At 70.7% G+C, this 23,219-nt stretch carries 17 protein-coding genes; 11 read left to right on the forward strand and 6 right to left on the reverse strand.

The features are described from left to right. Positions 1-165: 165 nt before the first annotated feature. Positions 166-474 (forward strand): co-chaperone GroES, encoded by a 309-nt coding sequence (groES, locus tag ACIRQP_RS07870; RefSeq protein WP_023539274.1) that lies wholly within the window; start codon positions 166-168, stop codon positions 472-474. 92 nt (positions 475-566) lie between these two features. Beyond that, on the forward strand, positions 567-2,192 hold the full coding sequence (groL, locus tag ACIRQP_RS07875) for a chaperonin GroEL (RefSeq protein WP_403885016.1): 1,626 nt from the start codon (positions 567-569) through the stop codon (positions 2,190-2,192). Positions 2,193-2,296: 104 nt separating this feature from the next. Here the strand turns inward: groL and ACIRQP_RS07880 are convergent, their stop codons facing one another. Continuing rightward, positions 2,297-3,070 carry an SDR family NAD(P)-dependent oxidoreductase gene (locus tag ACIRQP_RS07880; RefSeq protein ID WP_403885019.1) on the reverse strand — a complete coding sequence of 258 codons (774 nt, stop codon included), beginning with the start codon at positions 3,068-3,070 and terminating at the stop codon, positions 2,297-2,299. A gap of 53 nt (positions 3,071-3,123) precedes the next feature. Then, the gene (locus ACIRQP_RS07885; protein ID WP_403885022.1) at positions 3,124-3,807 is read right to left on the reverse strand and encodes an MOSC domain-containing protein; all 684 of its coding nucleotides are present in this window, start codon (positions 3,805-3,807) and stop codon (positions 3,124-3,126) included. Positions 3,808-3,888: 81 nt separating this feature from the next. On the opposite strand from ACIRQP_RS07885, the gene ACIRQP_RS07890 reads away from it, so the two are divergent. Beyond that, positions 3,889-4,779 carry a LysR family transcriptional regulator gene (locus tag ACIRQP_RS07890; protein WP_403885025.1) on the forward strand — a complete coding sequence of 297 codons (891 nt, stop codon included), beginning with the start codon at positions 3,889-3,891 and terminating at the stop codon, positions 4,777-4,779. A gap of 108 nt (positions 4,780-4,887) precedes the next feature. On the opposite strand, the gene ACIRQP_RS07895 is transcribed toward ACIRQP_RS07890, so the two are convergent. Next, positions 4,888-5,247, reverse strand: coding sequence for a WhiB family transcriptional regulator (locus tag ACIRQP_RS07895; protein WP_403885027.1), 360 nt, complete (start codon positions 5,245-5,247; stop codon positions 4,888-4,890). Between the two features lie 424 nt (positions 5,248-5,671). Here ACIRQP_RS07895 and ACIRQP_RS07900 point away from each other — a divergent pair, with 424 nt between their 5' ends. The 4 genes from ACIRQP_RS07900 to ACIRQP_RS07915 all read left to right on the forward strand — a co-directional run bounded on the left by ACIRQP_RS07900 (position 5,672) and on the right by ACIRQP_RS07915 (position 10,124). Then, the gene (locus tag ACIRQP_RS07900) at positions 5,672-6,283 is read left to right on the forward strand and encodes a response regulator transcription factor (RefSeq protein ID WP_003948568.1); all 612 of its coding nucleotides are present in this window, start codon (positions 5,672-5,674) and stop codon (positions 6,281-6,283) included. Positions 6,284-6,535: 252 nt separating this feature from the next. Further along, positions 6,536-7,111: a sigma-70 family RNA polymerase sigma factor gene (locus ACIRQP_RS07905; RefSeq protein WP_376380058.1), complete on the forward strand. Its 576-nt coding sequence runs from the start codon at positions 6,536-6,538 to the stop codon at positions 7,109-7,111. A gap of 283 nt (positions 7,112-7,394) precedes the next feature. Next, positions 7,395-8,897 (forward strand): IMP dehydrogenase, encoded by a 1,503-nt coding sequence (gene guaB / locus ACIRQP_RS07910; RefSeq protein ID WP_403885030.1) that lies wholly within the window; start codon positions 7,395-7,397, stop codon positions 8,895-8,897. A gap of 102 nt (positions 8,898-8,999) precedes the next feature. Next, on the forward strand, positions 9,000-10,124 hold the full coding sequence (locus ACIRQP_RS07915) for a GuaB3 family IMP dehydrogenase-related protein (protein WP_403885033.1): 1,125 nt from the start codon (positions 9,000-9,002) through the stop codon (positions 10,122-10,124). Between the two features lie 115 nt (positions 10,125-10,239). Here the strand turns inward: ACIRQP_RS07915 and ACIRQP_RS07920 are convergent, their stop codons facing one another. Then, positions 10,240-10,734, reverse strand: a complete 495-nt coding sequence (locus ACIRQP_RS07920) for a hypothetical protein (protein WP_403885036.1) — start codon at positions 10,732-10,734, stop codon at positions 10,240-10,242. A 93-nt stretch (positions 10,735-10,827) separates the two neighbouring features. Continuing rightward, positions 10,828-12,090 carry a nucleotide sugar dehydrogenase gene (locus tag ACIRQP_RS07925; protein ID WP_403885039.1) on the reverse strand — a complete coding sequence of 421 codons (1,263 nt, stop codon included), beginning with the start codon at positions 12,088-12,090 and terminating at the stop codon, positions 10,828-10,830. A gap of 264 nt (positions 12,091-12,354) precedes the next feature. Between ACIRQP_RS07925 and ACIRQP_RS07930 the strand changes: the two genes are divergently transcribed. After that, on the forward strand, positions 12,355-14,061 hold the full coding sequence (locus ACIRQP_RS07930) for a glycerol-3-phosphate dehydrogenase/oxidase (RefSeq protein WP_403885042.1): 1,707 nt from the start codon (positions 12,355-12,357) through the stop codon (positions 14,059-14,061). Positions 14,062-14,155: 94 nt separating this feature from the next. Here ACIRQP_RS07930 and ACIRQP_RS07935 read toward each other — a convergent pair whose 3' ends face one another. Continuing rightward, the gene (locus ACIRQP_RS07935; protein WP_403885045.1) at positions 14,156-15,334 is read right to left on the reverse strand and encodes a serine hydrolase domain-containing protein; all 1,179 of its coding nucleotides are present in this window, start codon (positions 15,332-15,334) and stop codon (positions 14,156-14,158) included. Positions 15,335-15,494: 160 nt separating this feature from the next. On the opposite strand from ACIRQP_RS07935, the gene ACIRQP_RS07940 reads away from it, so the two are divergent. From ACIRQP_RS07940 to ACIRQP_RS07950, 3 genes are all read left to right on the forward strand, one after another. Further along, the gene (locus ACIRQP_RS07940) at positions 15,495-17,423 is read left to right on the forward strand and encodes a protein kinase (protein WP_403885048.1); all 1,929 of its coding nucleotides are present in this window, start codon (positions 15,495-15,497) and stop codon (positions 17,421-17,423) included. A 419-nt stretch (positions 17,424-17,842) separates the two neighbouring features. Then, positions 17,843-21,148, forward strand: a complete 3,306-nt coding sequence (locus tag ACIRQP_RS07945; protein WP_403885051.1) for a serine/threonine protein kinase — start codon at positions 17,843-17,845, stop codon at positions 21,146-21,148. A 282-nt stretch (positions 21,149-21,430) separates the two neighbouring features. Next, a complete protein-coding gene (locus ACIRQP_RS07950; RefSeq protein WP_403885382.1) occupies positions 21,431-23,191 on the forward strand; it encodes a protein kinase in 1,761 nt (586 codons plus the stop codon). Positions 23,192-23,219: the final 28 nt, after the last annotated feature.

Here is a 23,219-nt window from a genome sequence, read left to right on the forward strand (position 1 = left end):
CCGCTTGACCGAGTGCTAATCGCGGTCATAGTCTCGGGTCTGGCACTCCCCACTGGAGAGTGCCAAAGCGCGACTGACAGGTCCGGCACCCGCGACGACGGATCTATCTGGTCGCCACCCTCAGACAGTTAACCCCGTGAGATCTCCGAAGGGGGAGGTCGGATCGTGACGACCGCCAGCACCAAGGTTGCCATCAAGCCGCTCGAGGACCGCATTGTGGTCCAGCCGCTCGACGCCGAGCAGACCACGGCCTCTGGCCTGGTTATCCCGGACACCGCCAAGGAGAAGCCCCAGGAGGGCGTCGTCCTGGCCGTGGGCCCGGGCCGATTCGAGAACGGCGAGCGGCTTCCGCTCGACGTCTCCGTCGGCGACGTCGTTCTGTACAGCAAGTACGGCGGCACCGAAGTGAAGTACAGCGGCGAGGAATACCTCGTCCTCTCGGCTCGCGACGTACTCGCGATCATCGAGAAGTAATTCACCTAATTGCTTTTGGACTGCGCCCCTGGCCCCCCTGCGATTGCCGGGCGGACAGGGGCGCAGTTCATTGAGAGGACAGAGAAGCTCCCATGGCGAAGATCCTGAAGTTCGACGAGGACGCCCGTCGCGCCCTTGAGCGCGGCGTCAACAAGCTTGCCGACACGGTGAAGGTGACGATCGGCCCCAAGGGCCGCAATGTCGTCATCGACAAGAAGTTCGGCGCCCCCACCATCACCAACGACGGTGTCACGATCGCCCGCGAGGTCGAGATCGACGACCCGTACGAGAACCTCGGCGCCCAGCTGGTGAAGGAGGTGGCGACCAAGACCAACGACATCGCGGGTGACGGCACCACCACCGCCACCGTGCTGGCCCAGGCGCTGGTCCGCGAGGGCCTGCGCAACGTCGCCGCGGGCGCTTCCCCGGCCGCCCTGAAGAAGGGCATCGACGCCGCGGTCAAGGCCGTGTCCGAGGAGCTCCTCGCGACCGCCCGCCCGATCGACGACAAGTCCGACATCGCCGCCGTCGCCGCGCTCTCCGCCCAGGACGAGCAGGTCGGCGAACTGATCGCCGAGGCGATGGACAAGGTCGGCAAGGACGGTGTCATCACCGTCGAGGAGTCCAACACCTTCGGTCTGGAGCTGGACTTCACCGAGGGCATGGCCTTCGACAAGGGCTACCTGTCCCCGTACATGGTGACCGACCAGGAGCGTATGGAGGCCGTCCTCGACGACCCGTACATCCTGGTCCACCAGGGCAAGATCGCCAGCATCCAGGACCTGCTGCCGCTGCTGGAGAAGGTCATCCAGGCGGGTGGCTCCAAGCCGCTGCTGATCATCGCCGAGGATGTCGAGGGCGAGGCGCTCTCCACCCTCGTCGTCAACAAGATCCGCGGCACGTTCAACGCCGTCGCGGTGAAGGCCCCCGGCTTCGGTGACCGCCGCAAGGCCATGCTCGGCGACATCGCCACCCTCACCGGTGCGACCGTCATCGCCGAGGAGGTCGGCCTCAAGCTCGACCAGGCCGGTCTGGACGTGCTGGGCTCCGCCCGCCGCGTCACCATCTCCAAGGACGACACGACCATCGTCGACGGTGGCGGCAACTCCGCCGATGTCGCCGGGCGCATCAACCAGATCAAGGCCGAGATCGAGTCCACGGACTCCGACTGGGACCGCGAGAAGCTCCAGGAGCGCCTCGCGAAGCTGGCCGGCGGCGTGTGCGTGATCAAGGTCGGCGCCGCCACCGAGGTGGAGCTGAAGGAGAAGAAGCACCGTCTGGAGGACGCCATCTCCGCGACCCGCGCCGCGGTCGAGGAGGGCATCGTCTCCGGTGGTGGCTCCGCTCTGGTGCACGCCGCCAAGGTGCTCGACGGCAACCTCGGCAAGGAGGGCGACGAGGCCACCGGTGTCGCGGTCGTCCGCCGCGCCGTGGTCGAGCCGCTGCGCTGGATCGCCGAGAACGCCGGACTTGAGGGCTACGTCATCACCTCCAAGGTGTCGGAGCTGGACAAGGGCCACGGCTTCAACGCCGCGACCGGCGAGTACGTCGACCTGGTGAAGGCCGGCGTCATCGACCCGGTCAAGGTCACGCGCTCCGCCCTGGAGAACGCCGCGTCCATCGCGTCGCTGCTGCTCACGACCGAGACCCTGGTCGTCGAGAAGCCGGCCGAGGAAGAGGCCGAGGCGGGTCACGGCGGCCACGGCCACAGCCACTGAGGTGTAGAGCGTCCGCCGGACGAACGCACCGAGGCCCGGTACCCCTCCGCGGGGTGCCGGGCCTCGGTGCGTTCCGCGCCTTCGACGGAGTCGGCCGACGGCGCCTACCGCGGGCCGTACTTGCGGCCCGTCTTCGAGGTGATCCCGCCGAGCAGCCCGCGCGGAGCCAGCTTCACCGCTCCCATCAGCGCCTTGTAGCGCGGATCCGGTACGGACACGGCCTTCCCGCGCGCCAGGTCCGCCAGCGCGACGGCCACCAGTTTGTCCGCGTCCAGCCACATCCAGCCCGGGATGTTGTCCGTGCCCATCCCGGCCCGCTCATGGAACTCGGTCCGCACGAAACCGGGGCACAGCGCCATCAGCCGTACCCCCGTCCCGGCCAGATCCCGCGCCACGCCCTGGGTGAACTGCACGACCCAGGCCTTCGAGGCGCCGTACGTCCCGCGCGGTACGAACGCCGCCACCGACGCCACATTGACGACCCCGCCCCGGCCGCGCGCCTTCATCCCGGGGACCGCCGCCGAGGTCAGCCGCAGCACCGCCTCGCAGTGCACCTTCAGCATGGTCAGTTCGTCGGCCATCGAGACATCGAGGAACCGTCCCTTGTTGCCGAACCCCGCGTTGTTGACGAGCAGATCGACCGGCTGCTTCCGGTCCGAGAGCCGTCTCTCCACCGAGGCGATCCCGTCGTCGGTGGAGAGGTCGGCGGTCAGCACCTCGGCCTCGATGCCGTGCCGGTCGTGCAGTTCGGTGGCCTGGACCCGCAAACGCTCGGTGTCGCGGGCCACCAGGACGAGATTGTGCCCGTCCGCGGCCAGCCGCCGAGCGAAGGCGGCGCCGATCCCCGCCGTCGCGCCGGTAATCAAAGCAGTCGTCATAGGCAGGCACGTTAGTGCCTGCGCGGACGGACCCGGCGATGCCCGGGAAAGGGTTACTTCGCGGCGTTCACCGCGGCGTATTTCTCGACGTACTCCCGCGCCGCCCTCAACTTCTCGGCGTGCAGGGCGTCACCGGCGGCGAGGAGCCGCGGCAGCAGCTCCCGCTCGGTGGTGACGGCGCGGAAGGCCAGGGCCACCGTCACCTCATGATCCGGCCGGTGGACGATCTCGATCGGATCGCCCGCGCGGATCTCTCCGGGGGTGATGACCCGCAGATACGCCCCGGTCACGGCCTGCCCGGTGAACCGCCGCATCCAGCCCTTCTCGCCGAGCCGGCCCTGGAACGTACGGCATGGAATCCGCCCGCTCGTCGCCTCCAGCACCACTTCGGGGCCGATCCGCCAGCGCTCGCCGATCCTGGCACCCATGACGTCCAGGCCGGAGGTGGTGAGGTTCTCCCCGAAGGCGCCGTTGGCCAGCGGCCGTCCGAGCTCCCGCTCCCAGAAGTCCAGATCCTCCCGGGCGAACGCGTACACCGCCTGGTCGCTGCCGCCGTGATGGCGCAGATCGCAGACCGTGTCACCGGCGACCCCGCTCCCGCCCTCGCCCTTGGCCCCGGGATCCGCCACCCTTACGGGACCGTCGGCCGGACGCTTGTCGATCCCGGTGACCCCGCCCGGGGCGTCCGTGTACTCCACGGCCGTCGGCCGCCCCACATTTACGGTCAGAAGCTTCATACGCGCCACGCTATTCCTCGCACTCTCAAACGTTCCACCCGTTATTGAGCATTACCCCAAAGACTCGCTTATACTCCAAGAGTGATCGAAGCCCGTCATCTCCGTGTCCTGCGCACCGTGGCCGCCACGGGCTCCTTCTCCGCGGCGGCGCGTGAGCTGGGCTGTACGCAGCCGGCCGTCAGCCAGCAGATGAAGGCGCTCGAATCGTCCGCCGGTACCCCGCTGATCGTCCGTACCGGCCGCGAGATGCGGCTGACGCAGGCCGGCGAGGCACTCGTACGGCACGCGACGGGCATCCTCGCCGGACTCACCGCGGCGGAGGAGGAGATCGCGGCCATCGCCGGGCTGCGGGCGGGCCGGGTCAGGCTGGTGTCCTTCCCCAGCGGCAGTTCGACGCTGGTACCGACCGCCCTGGCCGCCCTGCGCGCGGCCCATCCGGGCACGCGGGTCTCGCTGGTCGACGCCGAGCCGCCGAGTTCGGCGGTGATGCTGCGGGACGGTGAGTGCGATGTGGCGCTGGCGTTCCGGTACGGCGGCTCCGGAGCGGAGTGGGACGACCTCGTCGTACGTCCGCTGCTCGTGGACCGGCTCGTGGGTCTGGTCCCCGAAGGCCACCGGCTCGCCGACGCCGGTACGGTCGCGATCGCCGAGCTGGCCGCCGAATCCTGGATCGCGGGCTGTCCGCGCTGCCGTACCCAGCTGGTCGACGCCTGCGAGGCAGCGGGATTCACCCCCCGGATCGACTTCGCGACGGATGACTACCCGGCCGTGATCGGCCTGGTCGCGGCGGGGCTGGGGGTGGCGGTGCTGCCGGAGCTGGCGATGGAGTCCGTACGTACGGAGGGGGTCCGGACGCTCGCGGTCGAGCCGGCTGTCCGCAGGGAGATCGTCGCGCTGACTCTGCCTGATCTGGCGCGGGTCCCGGCGGTGGCGGCGACGCTGGATCAGCTGGTCCTGGCCGGCGCGCGCTGACAGGGCACGCGGGCGGGGCGCGGAAGGTGCGTCACACGGGCGGGACGCGGGAGATGCGGTGTGGCGTTGCTTGCAGGAACGTTTCTTCGCTTATACGGTGGCGGCCACTCAGCCGTTCTCGTGGCCCCCGTGGTGGTGGCTGTGGGTGGTGCCGTTGCCGTGCCCCGAGGTCGACGCCGTGATGAGCCGGGTCCGCGCCCGCCCCATCAGTTCCTCGCGTTCGTCCTCCGTCAGGCCGCCCCACACGCCGTACGGCTCCCGCACCGCCAGGGCGTGCGCCGCGCACTCCGCGCGTACCGGGCACCTCATGCACACCTCTTTCGCCGAGTTCTCACGCGCGCTTCGTGCCGCGCCTCTTTCCCCTTCCGGGTGGAAGAAGAGTGAACTGTCGACACCCCGGCATGCCGCGAGGAGCTGCCAGTCCCACAGGTCTGCGTTCGGTCCGGGAAGGCGGGAGAAATCTGCCATTGCTCATGTCCCCTTGAAACCGTGCTGAGGCGGATACGGGCCGCTTGGACGCCGGGTACGAGCCCGGCGCGTACACGCACCGGTGCTCACGACCGTACATCTACTATGTAAGTAGATGTAAATATGACTCATTGCGAATCTAGCCACAGACACCAGTAAAAGTGAAGAAAAGCCGCTAAATGGGGCATACCTCCGATTGGGTACCGGTCAACCCCTGGCGCTCTGCTCTGTGTGCGACCCCTCACAGGGAGTGTCGAAGAGGGTCGTCCGACCCGTAACTCTTTCGAGTGACCGTCGTTGAATGTGCGAGGCGATTGAGAGAATGAGCGCTCGGGCGCATGTCCGAGGGCGTCAATCGCACAGGTGACGATATGTACCCAGCCTGGAGGCTCAAGGTGACGCGCATCAGCTGCGGAGGACGGTCATGACATCCGTCCTCGTCTGCGACGACTCCCCGCTTGCCCGAGAGGCGCTCCGCCGCGCGGTCGCGACCGTGCCCGGCGTCGAGCGCGTGACGACCGCGGCCAACGGCGAGGAAGTCCTCCGCCGCTGGGGTGCCGACCGGTCCGACCTGATTCTGATGGATGTACGCATGCCGGGGCTGGGCGGTGTCGAGACGGTCCGCCGGCTGCTCTCGGCGGACCCCGGCGCCCGGATCATCATGCTCACGGTCGCCGAGGACCTGGACGGAGTCGCGCTCGCGGTCGCCGCCGGTGCCCGCGGCTATCTCCACAAGGATGCCTCGCGTGCCGAACTGCGCGCGACCGTCACCCAGGCGCTCGCCGATCCGACCTGGCGGCTCGCGCCGCGCCGGCTCCGCTCGGCCGAGATGGGCGCCGCGCCCACGCTCACCGCGCGCGAGATCCAGGTGCTCGAAGGCATGAGCCACGGCCGGTCCAACGCGGAGATCGGCCGTGAGCTGTTCCTCTCCGAGGACACGGTCAAGACGCACGCCCGGCGGCTCTTCAAGAAGCTCGGCGCCTCGGACCGCGCGCACGCGGTGGCGCTCGGCTTCCGCTGGGGCCTCGTCCGCTGACAGGTGTCAGTGCCCTGCCCGCCACCGGGTTCTGTTACGACAGGACCCGGCGGGCGGGGCAACGTACGCCCGTACACACCCGTTTCCCGCGCGATGCCGCATCCTTGAGATGTGGAGTTCCTCGGGGACGAGTCGGACGAGCGCGAGGGGAGAGCGCAGGAAATGAGTTCTGCCGCACCCGCTCATAACGCTTCGGTGCACAACTATGGACGCGGTGCCACCGATCAGCAGCCGTCAAGGCACCATGGACCGATGCGCGATGACGAGACCACGGTGATTGGTGCGCTCGTTCACCGTGCCGTCGACGGCGACGAACAGGCCACGCACGATCTGCTGGCCCGGGTCCATCCGCTCGCGCTGCGTTACTGCCGTACGCGACTGAGCCGGCTGCCCGGTGACGCGCGGCACTTCGTGGAGGATCTCGCGCAGGAAGTCTGTGTCGCGGTCCTCATGGCGCTGCCGCGCTACCGCGACACCGGCCGGCCCTTCGAGGCGTTCGTCTTCGCCATCGCCGGGCACAAGGTCGCCGATCTCCAGCGGGCCGCCATGCGGCACCCGGGGTCCACGGCCGTGCCGTCCGACGAGATGCCCGAGCGGCCGGACGACTCCCTGGGGCCCGAGGAGCGCGCGCTGCTCAGCAGCGACGCGGAGTGGGCCAAGAAACTGCTGGCCAATCTGCCGGAGAACCAGCGCGAGCTGCTGGTGCTGCGGGTCGCGGTCGGGCTGACCGCCGAGGAGACCGGGCAGATGCTGGGGATGTCGCCGGGCGCCGTACGGGTCGCCCAGCACCGCGCGCTCAGCAGGCTGCGGGCCCTGGCCGAGCAGTGAGCCGGGACGGTCGTCCGTGAGCCGGGACGGTCGTCCGTGAACCGGGGACGGTCGTCCGGGCTCCCGAACGGGCGGTCGTACCGGCGCTTTGTCCGGCCTGTGCCGCTGTGGGCGTCCCGTCGGTGCCCTAAAGCCGCGCCGTGGCCACCGCGAGCGGCATCTGGAGGCATCCAAACGTATGAACATACGAAGCCGATCGGTGATCTCGATCGTGGAATGAGTGGCCCGCGAAGCCCGTTAGCATGGACATCCGCACCGATCAAGGCCATTTGGGGAAGGTGTCATGACTGCAAACGTCGACGGAGTGCCCGAGAAATTCGCGACGCTCGGGCTGACATACGACGACGTGCTGCTGCTTCCGGGGGCCTCGGAAGTGCTGCCGAACCAGGTGGACACGGCCTCTCTGGTCTCGCGGAACGTCAAGGTGAACATCCCGCTGCTGTCCGCGGCGATGGACAAGGTCACCGAGGCCCGGATGGCGATCGCCATGGCGCGGCAGGGCGGCGTCGGTGTGCTGCACCGCAATCTCTCCATCACCGACCAGGCCAATCAGGTCGATCTGGTGAAGCGCTCCGAGTCCGGCATGGTCACCGACCCGATCACGGTGCACCCCGACGCGACGCTCGCCGAGGCCGACCAGCTCTGCGCCAAGTTCCGGATCAGCGGCGTCCCGGTCACCGACCGCGCGGGCAAGCTGCTCGGTATCGTCACCAACCGTGACATGGCCTTCGAGGCGGACCGTTCGCGCCAGGTGCGCGAGGTCATGACCCCGATGCCGCTGGTCACCGGCAAGGTCGGCATCTCCGGTGTGGACGCGATGGAACTGCTGCGCCGTCACAAGATCGAGAAGCTGCCGCTGGTCGACGACGCGGGCATCCTCAAGGGCCTGATCACCGTCAAGGACTTCGTCAAGGCGGAGAAGTACCCGAACGCGGCCAAGGACGCGGAGGGCCGGCTGCTGGTCGGCGCCGCCGTGGGGGCCAGCCCGGAAGCGATGGAGCGCGCCCAGGCGCTGGTCGCGGCGGGTGTGGATTTCCTGGTCGTGGACACCTCGCACGGCCACAACAGCAACGCGCTCAGCTGGATGTCCAAGATCAAGTCGAGTGTCGCGGTGGACATCATCGGCGGCAATGTCGCCACCCGTGACGGCGCGCAGGCGCTGATCGACGCGGGCGTGGACGGCGTCAAGGTCGGTGTAGGACCCGGCTCGATCTGTACCACCCGTGTGGTCGCCGGTATCGGGGTCCCGCAGGTCACGGCGATCTACGAGGCGGCGGTGGCCTGTCAGGCGGCCGGGATCCCGGTCATCGGCGACGGCGGCCTCCAGTACTCCGGCGACATCGGCAAGGCGCTCGCCGCCGGAGCCAGCACGGTCATGCTGGGCAGCCTGCTCGCGGGCTGCGAGGAGTCGCCGGGCGAGCTCCAGTTCATCAACGGCAAGCAGTTCAAGTCGTACCGGGGCATGGGGTCGCTCGGCGCGATGCAGTCGCGCGGCCAGGGGCGTTCGTTCTCCAAGGACCGCTACTTCCAGGCCGAGGTGTCCTCGGACGACAAGCTGGTGCCCGAGGGCATCGAGGGCCAGGTCCCCTTCCGCGGTCCTCTCGCCGCCGTACTGCACCAGCTGGTCGGCGGGCTGCGCCAGACGATGGGGTACGTGGGCGCCGCCTCCATCGACGAGATGGAGCGCAAGGGCCGGTTCGTACGGATCACGTCCGCGGGCCTCAAGGAGAGCCACCCGCACGACATCCAGATGACGGTCGAGGCACCGAACTACACCACGAACTGAGCGAGTGCTTCCGTGAGGGGCGGGCCCGGGATTCCGGGACCGCCCCTCACTGGTGCGTCGGGGATACTGGACGGGCAGACGTAGAGGGAAAGGCCACACATCGTGACTGAGATCGAGATCGGGCGCGGCAAGCGCGGCCGCAGGGCGTACGCCTTCGACGACATCGCCGTCGTTCCGAGCCGGCGCACCCGGGACCCGAAGGAGGTCTCGATCGCATGGCAGATCGACGCCTACCGGTTCGAGCTGCCGTTCCTGGCCGCCCCCATGGACTCCGTCGTCTCCCCGCGGACCGCTATCCGGATCGGCGAGATGGGCGGTCTGGGGGTGCTCAATCTGGAGGGTCTGTGGACCCGGTACGAGGACCCGGAGCCGCTGCTCGACGAGATCGCCGGTCTTGAGGGGGCGACCGCCAACCGCAGGCTCCAGGAGATCTACGCCGAGCCGATCAAGGAAGAGCTGATCGGGCAGCGCATCAGGGAGGTGCGGGACTCGGGCGTGGTCACGGCGGCCGCGCTCTCGCCGCAGCGCACCGCCCAGTTCTCCAAGGCCGTGGTGGACGCCGGAGTCGACATCTTCGTCATCCGGGGTACGACGGTCTCCGCCGAGCATGTCTCGGGGGCCGCGGAGCCGCTGAACCTGAAGCAGTTCATCTACGAGCTGGATGTGCCGGTCATCGTCGGCGGCTGCGCCACGTACACGGCGGCCCTGCATCTGATGCGTACGGGCGCGGCGGGCGTGCTCGTCGGCTTCGGCGGCGGCGCCGCGCACACCACCCGCAATGTGCTGGGCATCCAGGTCCCGATGGCGACCGCCGTCGCGGATGTGGCGGCGGCCCGCCGGGACTACATGGACGAGTCCGGCGGCCGATATGTGCATGTCATCGCGGACGGCGGGGTCGGCTGGTCGGGCGATCTGCCCAAGGCGATCGCGTGCGGCGCGGACTCGGTGATGATCGGCTCGCCGCTGGCGCGGGCGACGGACGCGCCGGGCAAGGGGCGCCACTGGGGCATGGAGGCGGTCCACGAGGACGTGCCGCGCGGCAAGCTGGTGGATCTGGGCATCGTCGGGACGACGGAGGAGGTCCTCACGGGCCCCTCGCACATCCCGGACGGGTCGATGAACTTCTTCGGCGCGCTGAGGCGGGCCATGGCGACGACGGGCTACAGCGAGCTGAAGGAGTTCCAGCGCGTCGAGGTGACGGTGGCGGACTCGCAGCACCGCCGCTGACGATCGCCGGACTCATGCAGCGAGATGCCCCGGGCCGCACCGCGCGGTCCGGGGCATCTCGCTGTCTCCCGCTGTCTGTTGCTGTCTCTCGCGGGGGCTGCCTGGGTCAGCTGCCTTATTCGGCGGCCTTCTTGGCGCCCGAGAAGGCCGCGAAGGCGGCGAGCGCGAAGAACAGGAACGTCATGACGTCCTTGCCCTCGTTCCACGCCTCGGTCAGCAGGCCGAAGTTGTCGAGGAAGACGTCCGTCGCGGATACGTTCAGTTCCTTGGCGACGATGATCGCGATGCCGAGGAGTTGGCCCAGGTAGACCGCGCCCAGGGACAGGACGGCTCCGGCGATCGGCAGCACGGGGTTGGACCCGCCGACCTTGCCCGCGGCGAACCCGACCAGGAAGCCGACGCCGATGGCGGCCCAGCCGATCTCCCGCTCGATGGCCCCGGCGATCCCGCCGTAGACCCCGCCGGCGACGAGTGCGGCGACCAGGGCCGTGACCAGACCGAGCGCGAGATTGTCGCGCACGGGCGCGGGCGGCGGAGGCGGGGTGTACGGGCCGGGCGGGACGGCTCCGCCGGCGAAGGGGTTGCCGGGTGGTGGAACGGACTGGCTCATGCTGAGAATCCCCCCAGGGAAAGTGTCGTGCGCATGACCTGCGCTCGATGGCCCTGGACAGTAGCAGTCAGCTCAGACAGCCACATACCGGATTCAGAGGCGGTACGCGGCGCCCGCTGGGCTCGCCCCCCTGGTGTCCAGCAGCAACTGCGCCTTGACCGCCAGACCTTGCAGGTCGTACGTGCGGTGGTGCTGGAGCAGCACGGTCAGATCGGCGTCGGCCGCGGCCTCGTAGAGCGAGTCCGCGCGCGGCACGGGGAGTTGGCGTACCCGCCAGTCCGGGACGTACGGATCGTGGTAGCTGACGACGGCGCCGAGATCCATCAGCCGGCAGGCGATCTCGGTGGCCGGTGAGCTCTCCTGGTCGGCGAGGTCGGGCTTGTAGGTGACGCCGAGGAGCAGTACGCGGGCGCCGCGCGCGGATTTGCCGTGCTCGTTGAGGAGGGTGGCGCTGCGCTGGATGACGTACTGCGGCATCCGGGAGTTGATCTCCTGGGCGAGGCCGACCATCCGCAGCGGATGGCCCGGGGTGCGGCCCGCGTGCGGCAGATAGCTGGGGTCCATCGGTACGCCGTGGCCGCCGACGCCGGGTCCCGGCCGGAAGGCCTGGAAGCCGAAGGGCTTGGTCTCGGCGCAGCGGATGACGTCCCAGAGGTCGACGCCGAGGTCGTGGCAGAGCACGGCCATCTCGTTGGCCAGGGCGATATTGACGTGCCGGAAGTTGGTTTCGAGAAGCTTGACGGTCTCGGCCTCGCGCGGGCCGCGCGCCCGGACGACCTTGTCGGTGAGGCGGCTGTAGAAGGCCGCCGCCGATTCGGTGCAGGCGGGGGTGAGACCGCCGATCACCTTGGGGGTGTTGGCGAAGCCGTGGGTGCGGTTGCCGGGGTCGAGCCGGCCGGGGGAGTACGCGAGATGGAAGTCGCGTCCGGCGCGCAGCCCGGAGCCCTCTTCCAGGACGGTGCGGAGGAAGCCCTCGGTGGTGCCGGGGGCGGCGGGTGATTCGAGCAGCACGGTGGTGTGCGGGCGCAGCCGGGCGGCCAGCGCGCGGGCCGCGTCGCCGACCGCCGTCAGATCGGGAGTGCGGTCGGCGCCGAGGGGGGTGGGAGCGCAGATGACGGCGGTACGGACCCGGCCGAGATCGGTCGGGTTGGTGGTCGGCCGGAAGCCCCCCGAGAGCATCCGGCGTACGTCCGAGGCGGTGAGCGGTCCGTCGACCGGGGAGTGGCCGGCGGCCAGCTCCGCGACGGGCCGAGGGTCGGTGTCGTAGCCGATGGTGTCGATACCGGCGGCCACGGCGGCCTGGGCGAGGGGCAGGCCGAGATGACCGAGTCCGATGACGGCGAGATCTGCGGGCACGGCGATGACCGCCCTTCCCTTAGCCGGAGTGGACAGAGAGCGCAAGCCCTGTGGACAGAATGGGCACGCGCAATGTCAGACTAGGCGTAAATATGACCGTTATGTGGCATTTCGTGGCCGGGGGAGCCCGTTTCGCGAGAGGGACGGCGTTATTCGTCGACAGCTGTGTGACCGGTGTTATCCACAGGCAGTGGCTGAAGTCGTGGAGTGCGGACAGAATCGATGATGTGAGCCCGACCACACGGGGGACGACGGGAGGCAGCGGTGAGAACAGCGACACTGGGACCTGCGGAGCGCGGCCAGGCGCTCGCGGCGATGGCCGAGCGTGAACTGGACGTGCTGGTAGTAGGCGCGGGCGTGGTCGGAGCGGGGACCGCCCTCGATGCCGTGACCCGAGGGCTGGCGACCGGCCTCGTCGAGGCGCGCGACTGGGCGTCCGGCACCTCCAGCCGGTCGAGCAAGCTGATCCACGGCGGCTTGCGCTATCTGGAGATGCTCGACTTCGCGCTCGTACGCGAAGCCCTCAAGGAACGCGGGCTGCTGCTGGAGAAGCTGGCTCCCCATCTGGTGAAGCCGGTGCCGTTCCTCTACCCGTTGCGGCACAAGGGCTGGGAGCGGTTCTACGCCGGCTCGGGCGTCGCGCTGTACGACGCGATGTCCGTCTCGTCCGGGCACGGACGCGGGCTGCCGGTCCACCGCCATCTCTCCCGGCGCCACGCGCTGCGGGTGGCGCCCTGCCTCAAGAAGGACGCGCTGGTCGGGGCGTTGCAGTACTACGACGCGCAGATGGACGACGCGCGCTATGTGGCGACGCTGGTGCGTACGGCCGCGACCTATGGCGCACATGTCGCCAGCCGGGCGCGGGTCATCGGTTTCCTGCGGGAAGGGGAGCGGGTCGTCGGGGCGCGGGTGAGGGATGTGGAGGCCGGTGGGGAGTACGAGATCCGGGCCAAGCAGGTCGTCAACGCCACCGGGGTCTGGACGGACGACACCCAGGCCCTCATCGCCGAGCGCGGTCAGTTCCATGTCCGGGCCTCCAAGGGCATCCATCTGGTCGTGCCCAAGGACCGGATCCACTCGTCGACGGGACTGATCCTGCGGACCGAGAAGTCGGTGCTGTTCGTCATCCCCTGGGGCCGTCACTGGATCGTGGGCACCACGGACACGGACTGGGATCTGGACAAGGCCCATCCTGCGGCCTCCAGCGCCGATATCGACTATCTGCTCGAACATGTGAACTCGGTGCTGCACACGCCGCTGAGCAGGGACGACGTACAGGGGGTCTACGCGGGGCTGCGCCCGCTTCTCGCCGGGGAGTCCGACGCCACGAGCAAGCTGTCGCGCGAGCACACGGTCGCCCATCCGGTGCCCGGCATGGTGGTCGTCGCCGGCGGCAAGTACACGACGTACCGGGTGATGGCCAAGGACGCGGTGGACGAGGCGGTGCACGGCCTCGACCAGCGGGTGGCGGAGTGCGTCACCGAGGACGTGCCGCTGCTCGGTGCCGAGGGCTATCACGCGCTGTGGAACGCGCGGGCGAGGATGGCCGCGCGGACCGGGATCCATGTCGCCCGCGTGGAACATCTGCTGAACCGGTACGGGACGCTCGTCGAGGAGCTGCTCGAACTGATCGCCGCGAACCCGGGGCTCGGTGAGCCGCTGGCCGCCGCCGACGACTATCTGCGCGCCGAGATCGTCTACGCGGCCTCGCACGAAGGGGCGCGCCATCTCGACGACGTACTGACCCGGCGTACCCGGATCTCCATCGAGACGTTCGACCGGGGCACGCGCAGCGCGCGGGAGTGCGCGGAGCTGATGGCGCCGGTCCTCGGCTGGGACAAGGACCGGATAGAGCGGGAGGTCGAGCACTACGAGAAGCGGGTGGAGGCGGAGCGGGAGTCGCAGCGGCAGCCGGACGACCAGACGGCGGACGCGGCGCGGCTCGGTGCGCCGGACATCGTGCCGATCTGACGCGCCGTCCGACGTGCGGTCCGAGGCGCCGTCCGACTGATCGACGCGCCGTGGCCGGTGCCGGGCCGGAAGGTGCCGGGCCGGAAGGGCCCGCTCAGGAGCGAATGCGAGGGGCCCTTCCGGAACGGCAGAACTCCGCTTCCAGCAGGGCCCGTTCGGTCGGTTCGAGGGATTCGTCCGGGAGCGTGTCCGTGTTGACGCGGAAGGTGAGGGTGAGTCGGCCGTCGGCGGTGGTGGCCGTACGGACGTAACTGCCGGAAATCCGGCCGTTGTGGCCCCAGACGGTGCGGCCGCAGGAGAGCCGCTCCGGGTAGATGCCCAGACCGTAGACGCCGTGCGTGGCGGCGGTGTCCAGCAGTTCGCGCAACTGGGGCGCGGCGAGCAGCCGGCCGCCGAGCAGGGCGGAGTAGAAGCGGTTGAGATCATCGAGCGTGGAGATCAGCTCGCCGGCCGCGCCCGCCGGACGCGGGTCGAGATCGGTGACATCGCGCGGGGGGCCGCCGGAGCCGGGATCCCGGGTGTAGGCGCGGCCGTGCGGGGAGGGGAGCGTGGTCCGGTCGCCGGGGAAGGAGGTGCCGGTGAGACCGAGGGGAACGATGATGCGGTCCTTGGCCTCGGCCGCGTACGAACGGCCCGTCACCTTCTTGACGACGAGGCCGAGCAGGACGTAATCCGTATTGGAGTACAGATACGAGCCGAGCGGCGCCGGTGCGTGCGCGAGCGCGATACGGAGCGCCGCCCGGGGGGTGGTGGGGGCGGGCGCCGAGGCGGCGGCGGTGTAGTCGTACAGCCCGCTGGTGTGGCTCAGCAGTGCGCGCAGGGTGAGCAGCCGGCCGTCGTTGCCGTGGCCGCGGACCAGTCCCGGCAGATGGTGTTCGACGGTGTCGGACAGGCGCAGCCGCCCCTCGGCGGCGAGTTGGAGGACGACCGTCGCCACCAGCGTCTTGGTGGTGCTGCCGGCCCGGAAGCGGTCGGCGCGGCGGATTCCGGAGCCGGCGGACTCGAACCGGGAGGAGGAGGACGTGCGGGAGACCAGGGCGGCGCCGGGCGCGCGGCCGTCGGAGACCAGCAGGGGGAGGACATCGGATGTGGGCGAGGGCTGAGACGAGGCGGGTGGTTTCTCCGTAAGGGAGGCTGCGGGACGGGCCGCTTCGGTGCGTGCCACATCCGCCCCGCCCGGCACATCCGTAACGCCGGTACCTGGCACAGATGTACCTAGCCCGAACAGGGTTATGACCAGCAGGGCGGTCAACCGGGCCCGGGGTAGTGGCATGGTGGGGGTTCCTTCCTTCGGCACCATCCTGACGGACGCCGGACCCGGGAGCGGTGACGGTCCCGGAGTGAGGGACAATGAAGCCTCTGCCAGGGCGCGTTACGGCACCGCGCGGGCGGGTGGAGTCGCGGGCCAGGATCAGGGATCGCAGAGGGGACGCATGTCGCAGTCGGAGCAGTCGCGGGACACGGCGCAGGAGCCCCAGCAGGACGCGCGGAAGAGCGCCGACGGCACTCCGGAAGGGCGCCTGCTCGCGGGCAGGTACCGGCTCGACGGGGTGCTCGGGCGCGGTGGCATGGGCACGGTCTGGCGGGCGCTCGACGAGACGCTCGGCCGTACGGTCGCGGTGAAGGAACTGCGCTTTCCCTCCAGCATCGACGAAGACGAGAAGCGCCGGCTGATCACGCGCACACTGCGCGAGGCCAAGGCGATCGCGCGGATCCGCAACAGCGGCGCGGTGACGGTCTATGACGTCGTGGACGAGGACGACCGGCCCTGGATCGTCATGGAGCTCGTCGAGGGCAAGTCGCTCGCCGAAGCCGTCCGGGAGGACGGGCTGCTGACGCCCAGGCGGGCCGCCGAGGTCGGGCTCGCGATCCTCGACGTGCTGCGCTCCGCGCACCGCGAGGGCATCCTGCACCGCGATGTGAAACCGTCCAATGTGCTGATCGCCGAGGACGGGCGCGTGGTCCTCACCGACTTCGGTATCGCGCAGGTCGAGGGCGACCCGTCGGTCACCTCGACGGGCATGCTCGTCGGCGCCCCCTCGTACATCTCGCCGGAGCGGGCCCGCGGCCACAAGCCAGGACCCGCGGCCGACCTCTGGTCGCTCGGCGGGCTGCTGTACGCGTCGGTGGAGGGCTGCCCTCCGTACGACAAGGGCTCCGCCATCGCCACGCTGACCGCCGTGATGACCGAGCCGCTCGACCCGCCCAAGAACGCGGGCCCGCTGGAAGAGGTCATCTACGGGCTGCTCGCCAAGGACCCCGAGCAGCGGCTCGACGACGCGGGCGCGCGGGCGCTCCTCCAGGACATCATCGACGCGCCCGAGCAGCCCCGGCGCGCTCCGGAACCGGAGTCGGACGCGACCCGCGTCGTGCCGCTGCCGCCGGTGCCGAGCGAGGCCCCGGCCGTCTCCCCCGCGCGGGGTTCCGCCGGGGACGCGGGCGCGGACCGGGTGCGCGGCGCGCTGCGCTCCGTACGGAACGCGGCGACCGGCACGTCCGAGCCCCGGCCGGCCCCGGAGCCCTCGGTCCCGCAGCGGCCCGCGCCGCCGCGCGCGTCGCTCACCGATGTGGTGCCCCGGCGCACGCTGGTGATCATCGCGGTCGTCGCCGCGCTCGCGCTCATCTCCACGGTCCTGATCGTCGCCCTGAACGGGAACTCCGACGACGCGTCGGGGAGCAACCAGGGCAAGGACCCCTCGACCGCCTCGGCGGGCGCCACCGCGGGTGGCGACGGATCGGGCGACGGCAAGGCCACGGCCCCGACGCCGAACACGAGCGCGGCGGGTGACGGCGAGGGGGACACCGCCACCACGAACGGGCAGGGGGCCGATCCCGGTTCCGGTTCCGATTCGTCGGGCGGCTCCGACGACGGGAAGGGAGACGGCGGAACACAGGGCGACGCGCTGCCCGACGGCTACGCCAAGGTCGACGACGACCGGTTCCACTTCTCGATGGCGATGCCCGAGGGGTTTAAGAGAACCGGCATAGCCGGAGCCAACTCGGGTGGTATCTACAGCGCCGACGGCGGATTCCCCAGGGTCCAGGTCGACTTCAACGACAGTCCGACCGATGACGCGGTGCTCGCCTGGCAAGCGCTCCAGTCGGCGGTCAAGGGCAGCAGCAACAACTACAAGCTGCGCGGCATCAAGAAGGTCGACTACAACGGCTACCAGACCGTCGCCGACTGGGAGTTCGAGCGCGATCAGAGCGGCGAGCGCATCAGGGTCCTCAACCGGGGCTTCAAGATCGACGCCAAGCGCGGCTACTCGATCATGGTCAGCTGCAAGGCGAGCGAGTGGAGCGACACGGAGTGCGAGACGCTGCGCGAGACGGCGTTCGCGACATTTGAGCCGACGGCCTGAGCGGCGGCCTCGGCGGCGGCCCGAGTGACGCCTCGGCGACGGCCCGAGCCGGTCCGCCCGAGCCGGTCCGCCCGAGCCGGTCCGCCCGAGCCGGTCCGCCCGAGCCGGTCCGCCCGAGCCGGTCCGCCTAAAACGGTCTGCCTGAATCGGCCCGCCTGAATCGGCCCGCCTTGATCAGCCGACGATCGAGAGCATCGAGTGGGCGGAGCGATGAGTTCCGGCCGCTGTGGTGGGTAGGTCGGCGTACGAGAACTTAACGATACGCAGCGGGTTGCCGCGACCCGGCGGCATGTTGGCCCGCGGCCACGTATCGTGAGAACTCGCGAACCGTACGCATCCACAATGAGCCGGTAAACGACCGGAATTGGCGGTTTCGCGGGTCTCCGGGACCGGGAGACGGCGTGTGGTGGGGAGGCGTTGTGGACGACTACGCGGGACGGGTGCTTGCCGACCGCTATCGCCTGCCATTGCCGCCCTCCGATGAGTACGAACTCGTCGAGACCCGCGCCTTCGACACGTACAGCGGGCAGGAAGTCCTCGTCAGGCAGGTGCCGTTGCCTGAGGTTGTGGACGCGGAGGTGGTGGACGCGGACGGCGCCGCGGCGCCCCGCCGGGCCTCGGGGCGTTCGGCGCGCAGACATACGGATCCGGCGGTGCGGCGGGCCATCGAGGCCGCGCAGAGCGCCGCCCAGATCCCCGATCACCCCCGGCTCGACCAGGTCTTCGACGTGTTCGCGGAGGCCGGTTCGCTGTGGATAGTGAGTGAACTCGTCGCGGCCAGACCGCTCGCCGCGCTGCTCGCCGAGCGTCCGCTGAACCCCTTCCGGGCCGCCGAGATCGCCTCCGACGTGCTCACCGCGGTACGGGTGGTGCACGCGCACGGCTGGACCCACCGGAACATCACCGTCCGTACGGTGCTCGTCTGCGACGACGGCCGCGTGGTGCTGACCGGCCTCGCGGCGGGCGCGGCGGAAGAGGCGCTGTGCGGCTACGCGCCGGTGCCCGAGCCGCCGGACCGGTTCGAGGAGCCGGACCACCAGGCGCCGCGGGAGCAGCACGGACTCCATGACACCCACGCGCCGCACGAGGAACTGGGGGCGCGGGAGCAGCAGGGGTCCTACGAGCGGCTCGGCCCGCCCGGACAGTACGCGCCGACGGAAGGGCTGTCCGGCTCGCCGACGGCCGCCCTGCCGTACGACCCCGGGCCGACGGCGGGGGTGCCCGGTGCGCCGGGCCGCGCCGCGCTGGGGACGGGCCGTGGCACGGACAGTCCGTACGACGACGGCACCTCGTCCGGTACGTCCGGCGCGATGCCGCGTCCGCACCACGGCACCCCCGGCATCCCGGCGCCGTACGGCGGCCAGCCGGCGCTGCCGGGCGGAAGCGCCTCGGGCGACATCCGCGCCGCGCGCGCCGGAGCCATCGCCGCGTACCGCGCGGGAGCGCGCGCCGCCGCGCGCGCCACGGAGGACCAGGGCTCCGGGACGAGCGGTGCGAGTGGTACGAGCAGTACGGGCGTCCCCGCTGTCCCGGGAGCCTCGGGCGGTACGGCGGGTACAGGCCACCCGGCGGGTACGGGCGGCACGACCACCGGTGCGGGTGCGCAGGAGCCGCCCCGGAGCGGTCCCGGCGGCGGCCCGCAGGGCGCGAGCCTCGACCCCGACTGGTGGGCGCCCCCGCGCACCTTCGCGGAGGCGGAAGCGGACGCCGACATGGACGAGGACGACGACCCGCCCACCCCCTACCGCGCCCACCTGGCCGGTGTCTGGCGCGACGGCCCGGCCCCCTGGAACGACGCCTCGGGCTCCGTACCGGCGGGCGGCAGCCCGTACGGTCCGGACTCGGCGGGCCCCTTCGGCGGCGGTCACTCGGGCGGCGGCTCCGGCGCGAGCGGCGGTGGTACGTCCGCCGGTGGTACATCCGCCGGTGGTACGGCCGGCATTCCCGCGCTGCCATCCGGCGGCTCCGGTTCCGGGCAGGGCTCAGGCGCCGACTCCGGTGCCCTCGTCGCCCGTGGCGGCGACACCCCGTACTCCGGACCCGGCAGCGGCAGCGGCGGAGGAAGCGGCAACTGGCAGGCCGGCGGGGCGCGCGACGCGTTCCGCGCCGACTCCCAGCGCCAGTCCGCCCAGCTGCCCGCCGTCACCGGGCAGGGCGCGGGCGCAGGCCGCTGGGACGAGATAGTCGCGAGCGGCCCGGTGCCCGCGTACCGCGGCCCCGCCACCCCACTCGCGGCCGAGCGTGCCCGGCAGGCCCGTATCGCGGTCGTCGGCGCCGTCACCGAGCGCTGGGCGCCCGAACAGGCCGGTCCCGTCCATGAGAACTGGCAGCTGGCACCGCCCATCGGGCCCGCCACCGACCTGTGGGCCCTCGGCGCCCTGCTGTACCGGGCGGTGCAGGGCCATGCCCCGTACCCCGAAGAGAGCGCCATAGAGCTGGTGCAACTCGTCTGCGCCGAACCGCCCGCCTTCGCCGAGGAGTGCGGACCGCTGCGTCCCGTCGTGGAGTCGCTGCTGCGTCAGGACCCCACCGAACGGCCGGACTTCGAGGAGCTGCGCGGCTGGCTGCGCTCGCTCGTACGGTCCGCGCCCGAGCCGGAGGCCGGTCTGGACGTCGTACAGCTGCCGGCGGACGAGACCCGGCTGCCGATCGTGCGCCGCCGGGGTGAGCTGGTGCGCAGGCGCCGCGGGCGTGGCCGCGACCTGGGCGGACGCCACCGCCACAAGAAGGGCAAGGAGCGCAAGGAGCGCAAGGAGAAGGGCGGCCGGGCCGGCCTCGACGAGCGACGCCAGTACGAGCGGGAGCATGAGCGCGAGAACGAGTACGCGCTCCGGGCCGACGCGCCCCATGAGGAAACGGAAGGACTGGACCGGCTGCTGGACGGCCCCGAGCGGCCGGGGGGGTCGGAGCGGTTCGACAGGACGGACAGATTCGACAGGACGGACAGGTTCCACAGCTCGGACAGGTCCGACGGGTCCGACAGGTCCGACGGGTTCGACGGTCCGGACCGGACGGACAGGGGCGGGAAGGGCGCCGGACGCGGCCCCCGTTCCCTCGGCCGCAACTTGCTGATCCTGATCCTGCTGCTGCTCGTGGCGGCCATCGTCTACGCCGTGATGTTCCTGCCCAAGGCGGATACGCAGCAGGGCCAGAGCGTCGGCGAGGCGAACCCCAGCGCGTCCACCGCGCCGGAAGCACTGGCTCCGGGCAACTCCGGATCGACATCGCCCAATGCCTCGGCCCCCCAGACCTCGGGTTCCGATGTCGATCTCGCCGAGGGCTATGCCCTGCGCACGGACTCCGAGGGCTTCCGGATCGGGGTCGACAAGAGCTGGCAGCGGCGCCCCATCAACGACAGCGGGCAAGTCCGTTATGTCGGAGGCGACTTCACGCTGATCGTCGTTCCCGGCCGGGACAGTGTGGCGGAGAACGGCGGCGACCCGGTCGCCTATCAGCGCGACAAGGAGCGGGAACTCCAGCCGTTCCGGGACTCGTCCTGGTCCAGCGCCTCCGGCGTACGCCGGATCGATGTGGGCCGGCAGGCCATGGCGGAGGGCCAGTACACCTGGCAGGACAGCAGCGGGCGCGCGGTGTTCGTACGGAACCTCGCGATGATCGTCGACGGTCGCTACCACATCATCCAGGTCATCGGCCCGGACGGGCAGCGGGACAAGGTCGACGAGATCTACCAGCAGGCGTCGGGCGCCTACCGGGTCACCGGCTGAGGCGCCGCCCATCGGCACGCGACACCGCCCCACCTGTGCGCGGCCTCTGAGGCATGCGTCCCAACTTGTGCCCTCTGCAACGCTGGTCACGCATCACAGTGCGGTTTCCGTGAGCGACCCGAGGTTCCGCGTCCGTATGTCCCCTCCGTAATCTGTGATCCCAAGGAACGGGGCTGGGACGTGGAGCAGACACAGGGCACGGGAACGAGCACGGGCGCGGGATCGGGAACGGGATCCGGTTCGAGATCGGGAACGGGCAGGGACGCGGCGGCCGCGGGGCCGCTGCTCGCCGGGCGATACCGGCTGGCCGAATCCATCGGCAGCGGCGGCATGGGCAAGGTGTGGCGGGCACATGACGAGGTGCTCCACCGGATCGTCGCCATCAAGGAGTTGACCGCGGGGCGCTATGTCTCCGAGGCCGACCGCGCCGTACTGCACCAGCGGACGCAGAAGGAGGCGCGGGCCGCGGCCCGGATCAGTCACCCGGGTGTCGTCACCGTCCACGATGTGCTGGAGCACGACGGCCGGCCGTGGATCGTCATGCAGTACGTCGACGGCCCCTCCCTCGCCGACGCCGTGAAGGAGTCCGGCCGGATCGACTACCGCGAGGCGGCCAGGATCGGTCTCGCGGTCCTCGACGCGCTGCGCGCCGCGCACGCGGCCGGGGTGCTGCACCGCGATGTGAAGCCCGGCAATGTCCTGCTCGCGCGCGACGGCCGGGTGCTGCTCACCGACTTCGGGATCGCGGCGATAGAGGGCGACTCGACCATCACCAGGACCGGTGAACTCATCGGTTCCATCGACTATCTGGCTCCCGAACGGGTACGGGGCGGCGATCCCGGCCCCGCCTCCGACCTCTGGTCGCTCGGGGTGACGCTCTACACGGCGGTGCAGGGGGGCTCGCCGTTCCGCCGGAGTTCGCCGCTGTCCACCATGCAGGCCGTGGTGACGGACGAGCCCGATTACCCCGACCAGGCGGGCCCGCTCGCGCCCGTCATCGCCGCGCTGCTGCGCAAGGACCAGGACGGACGGCCCGGCGCGGAGCAGAGCCAGCACATGCTGCGCGAGGTGGCCGAGGGCCGGACGTCCGCCGGGGCCGAGGAGCACGAGCCGACGCGTCATCTGCCGTACGGAGAGCGGCAGATGGCCGCCGCGCAGCCGCCGTTCGCCGGGGCGCCCTACGCGCCCGGTGCCACCGTCCAGGCATCCGCCATGGGCCAGGCACCCGCCACCGGCCCGGCACCCGCCTTCGGTCCCGCTCCAGGCTCCGTGACCGCTCCGGTGCCGCAGGCCGCGCCCTCGGGCCCCGGCCGCCGGGGCCGTTGGCGTACGACGCTCGTGGCCGTGGTCGTGGCGGCCGTCCTCGGCGGCGGCATCGGCTTCGCCGCGCTGAATTACGGCGACGGGGGTGCCTCCGCCGACAACGGTGCCCCCACCGACAACGGTGCCTCCACCGACGACGGGGGCGGCTCGTCCGCGAGCGACGCCCCGACAGACGGCGGTACGAAGGGCGACGGTACGGCGGACGGCGGCACGGCCGGCAGTACGGCGGGCGAGGAAGGCGCCGGCAGCGGGACCACGCCCGAGGGCTGGACCCATGTCGAGGCCGAGGAGGGCTTCAGCCTCAACGTCCCTCAGGGCTGGGAACGCCAGATGGACGGCGACCAGATCGACTACACCCCGGACAACGGCCGTCATCTCATACGGATCAGCGTCGGCACGCCCGATTTCGAGAATCCGTACATGCACTTGCTGAGCATGGAGCAGACCGTCCAGAACTTCCCGGACTACGCCAGGCTCAAGCTGGCCCCGAACACCTACCGCGATCAGGTGAAGTCCGCCATCTGGGAGTTCACCTGGACCGAGAAGACCGGAAACCCCGGCAAGCGGCACGCGATCGACCAGCTCTACTACTCGGACGACAGCGGTACGGAGTACGCGATCTACATGGCCGGTCCCGAGGAGGACTGGGCGACGACGCGCAAGCAGTTCGACGCCGTACTGCGCAGCTGGCAGGCGCCACCGACCGATACCGGCCGGTGAAACGGCTTCGCGATCGCGGCCGCGCTTC

The organism is Streptomyces sp. NPDC102274 (assembly GCF_044766385.1).
GTDB lineage: Bacteria > Actinomycetota > Actinomycetes > Streptomycetales > Streptomycetaceae > Streptomyces.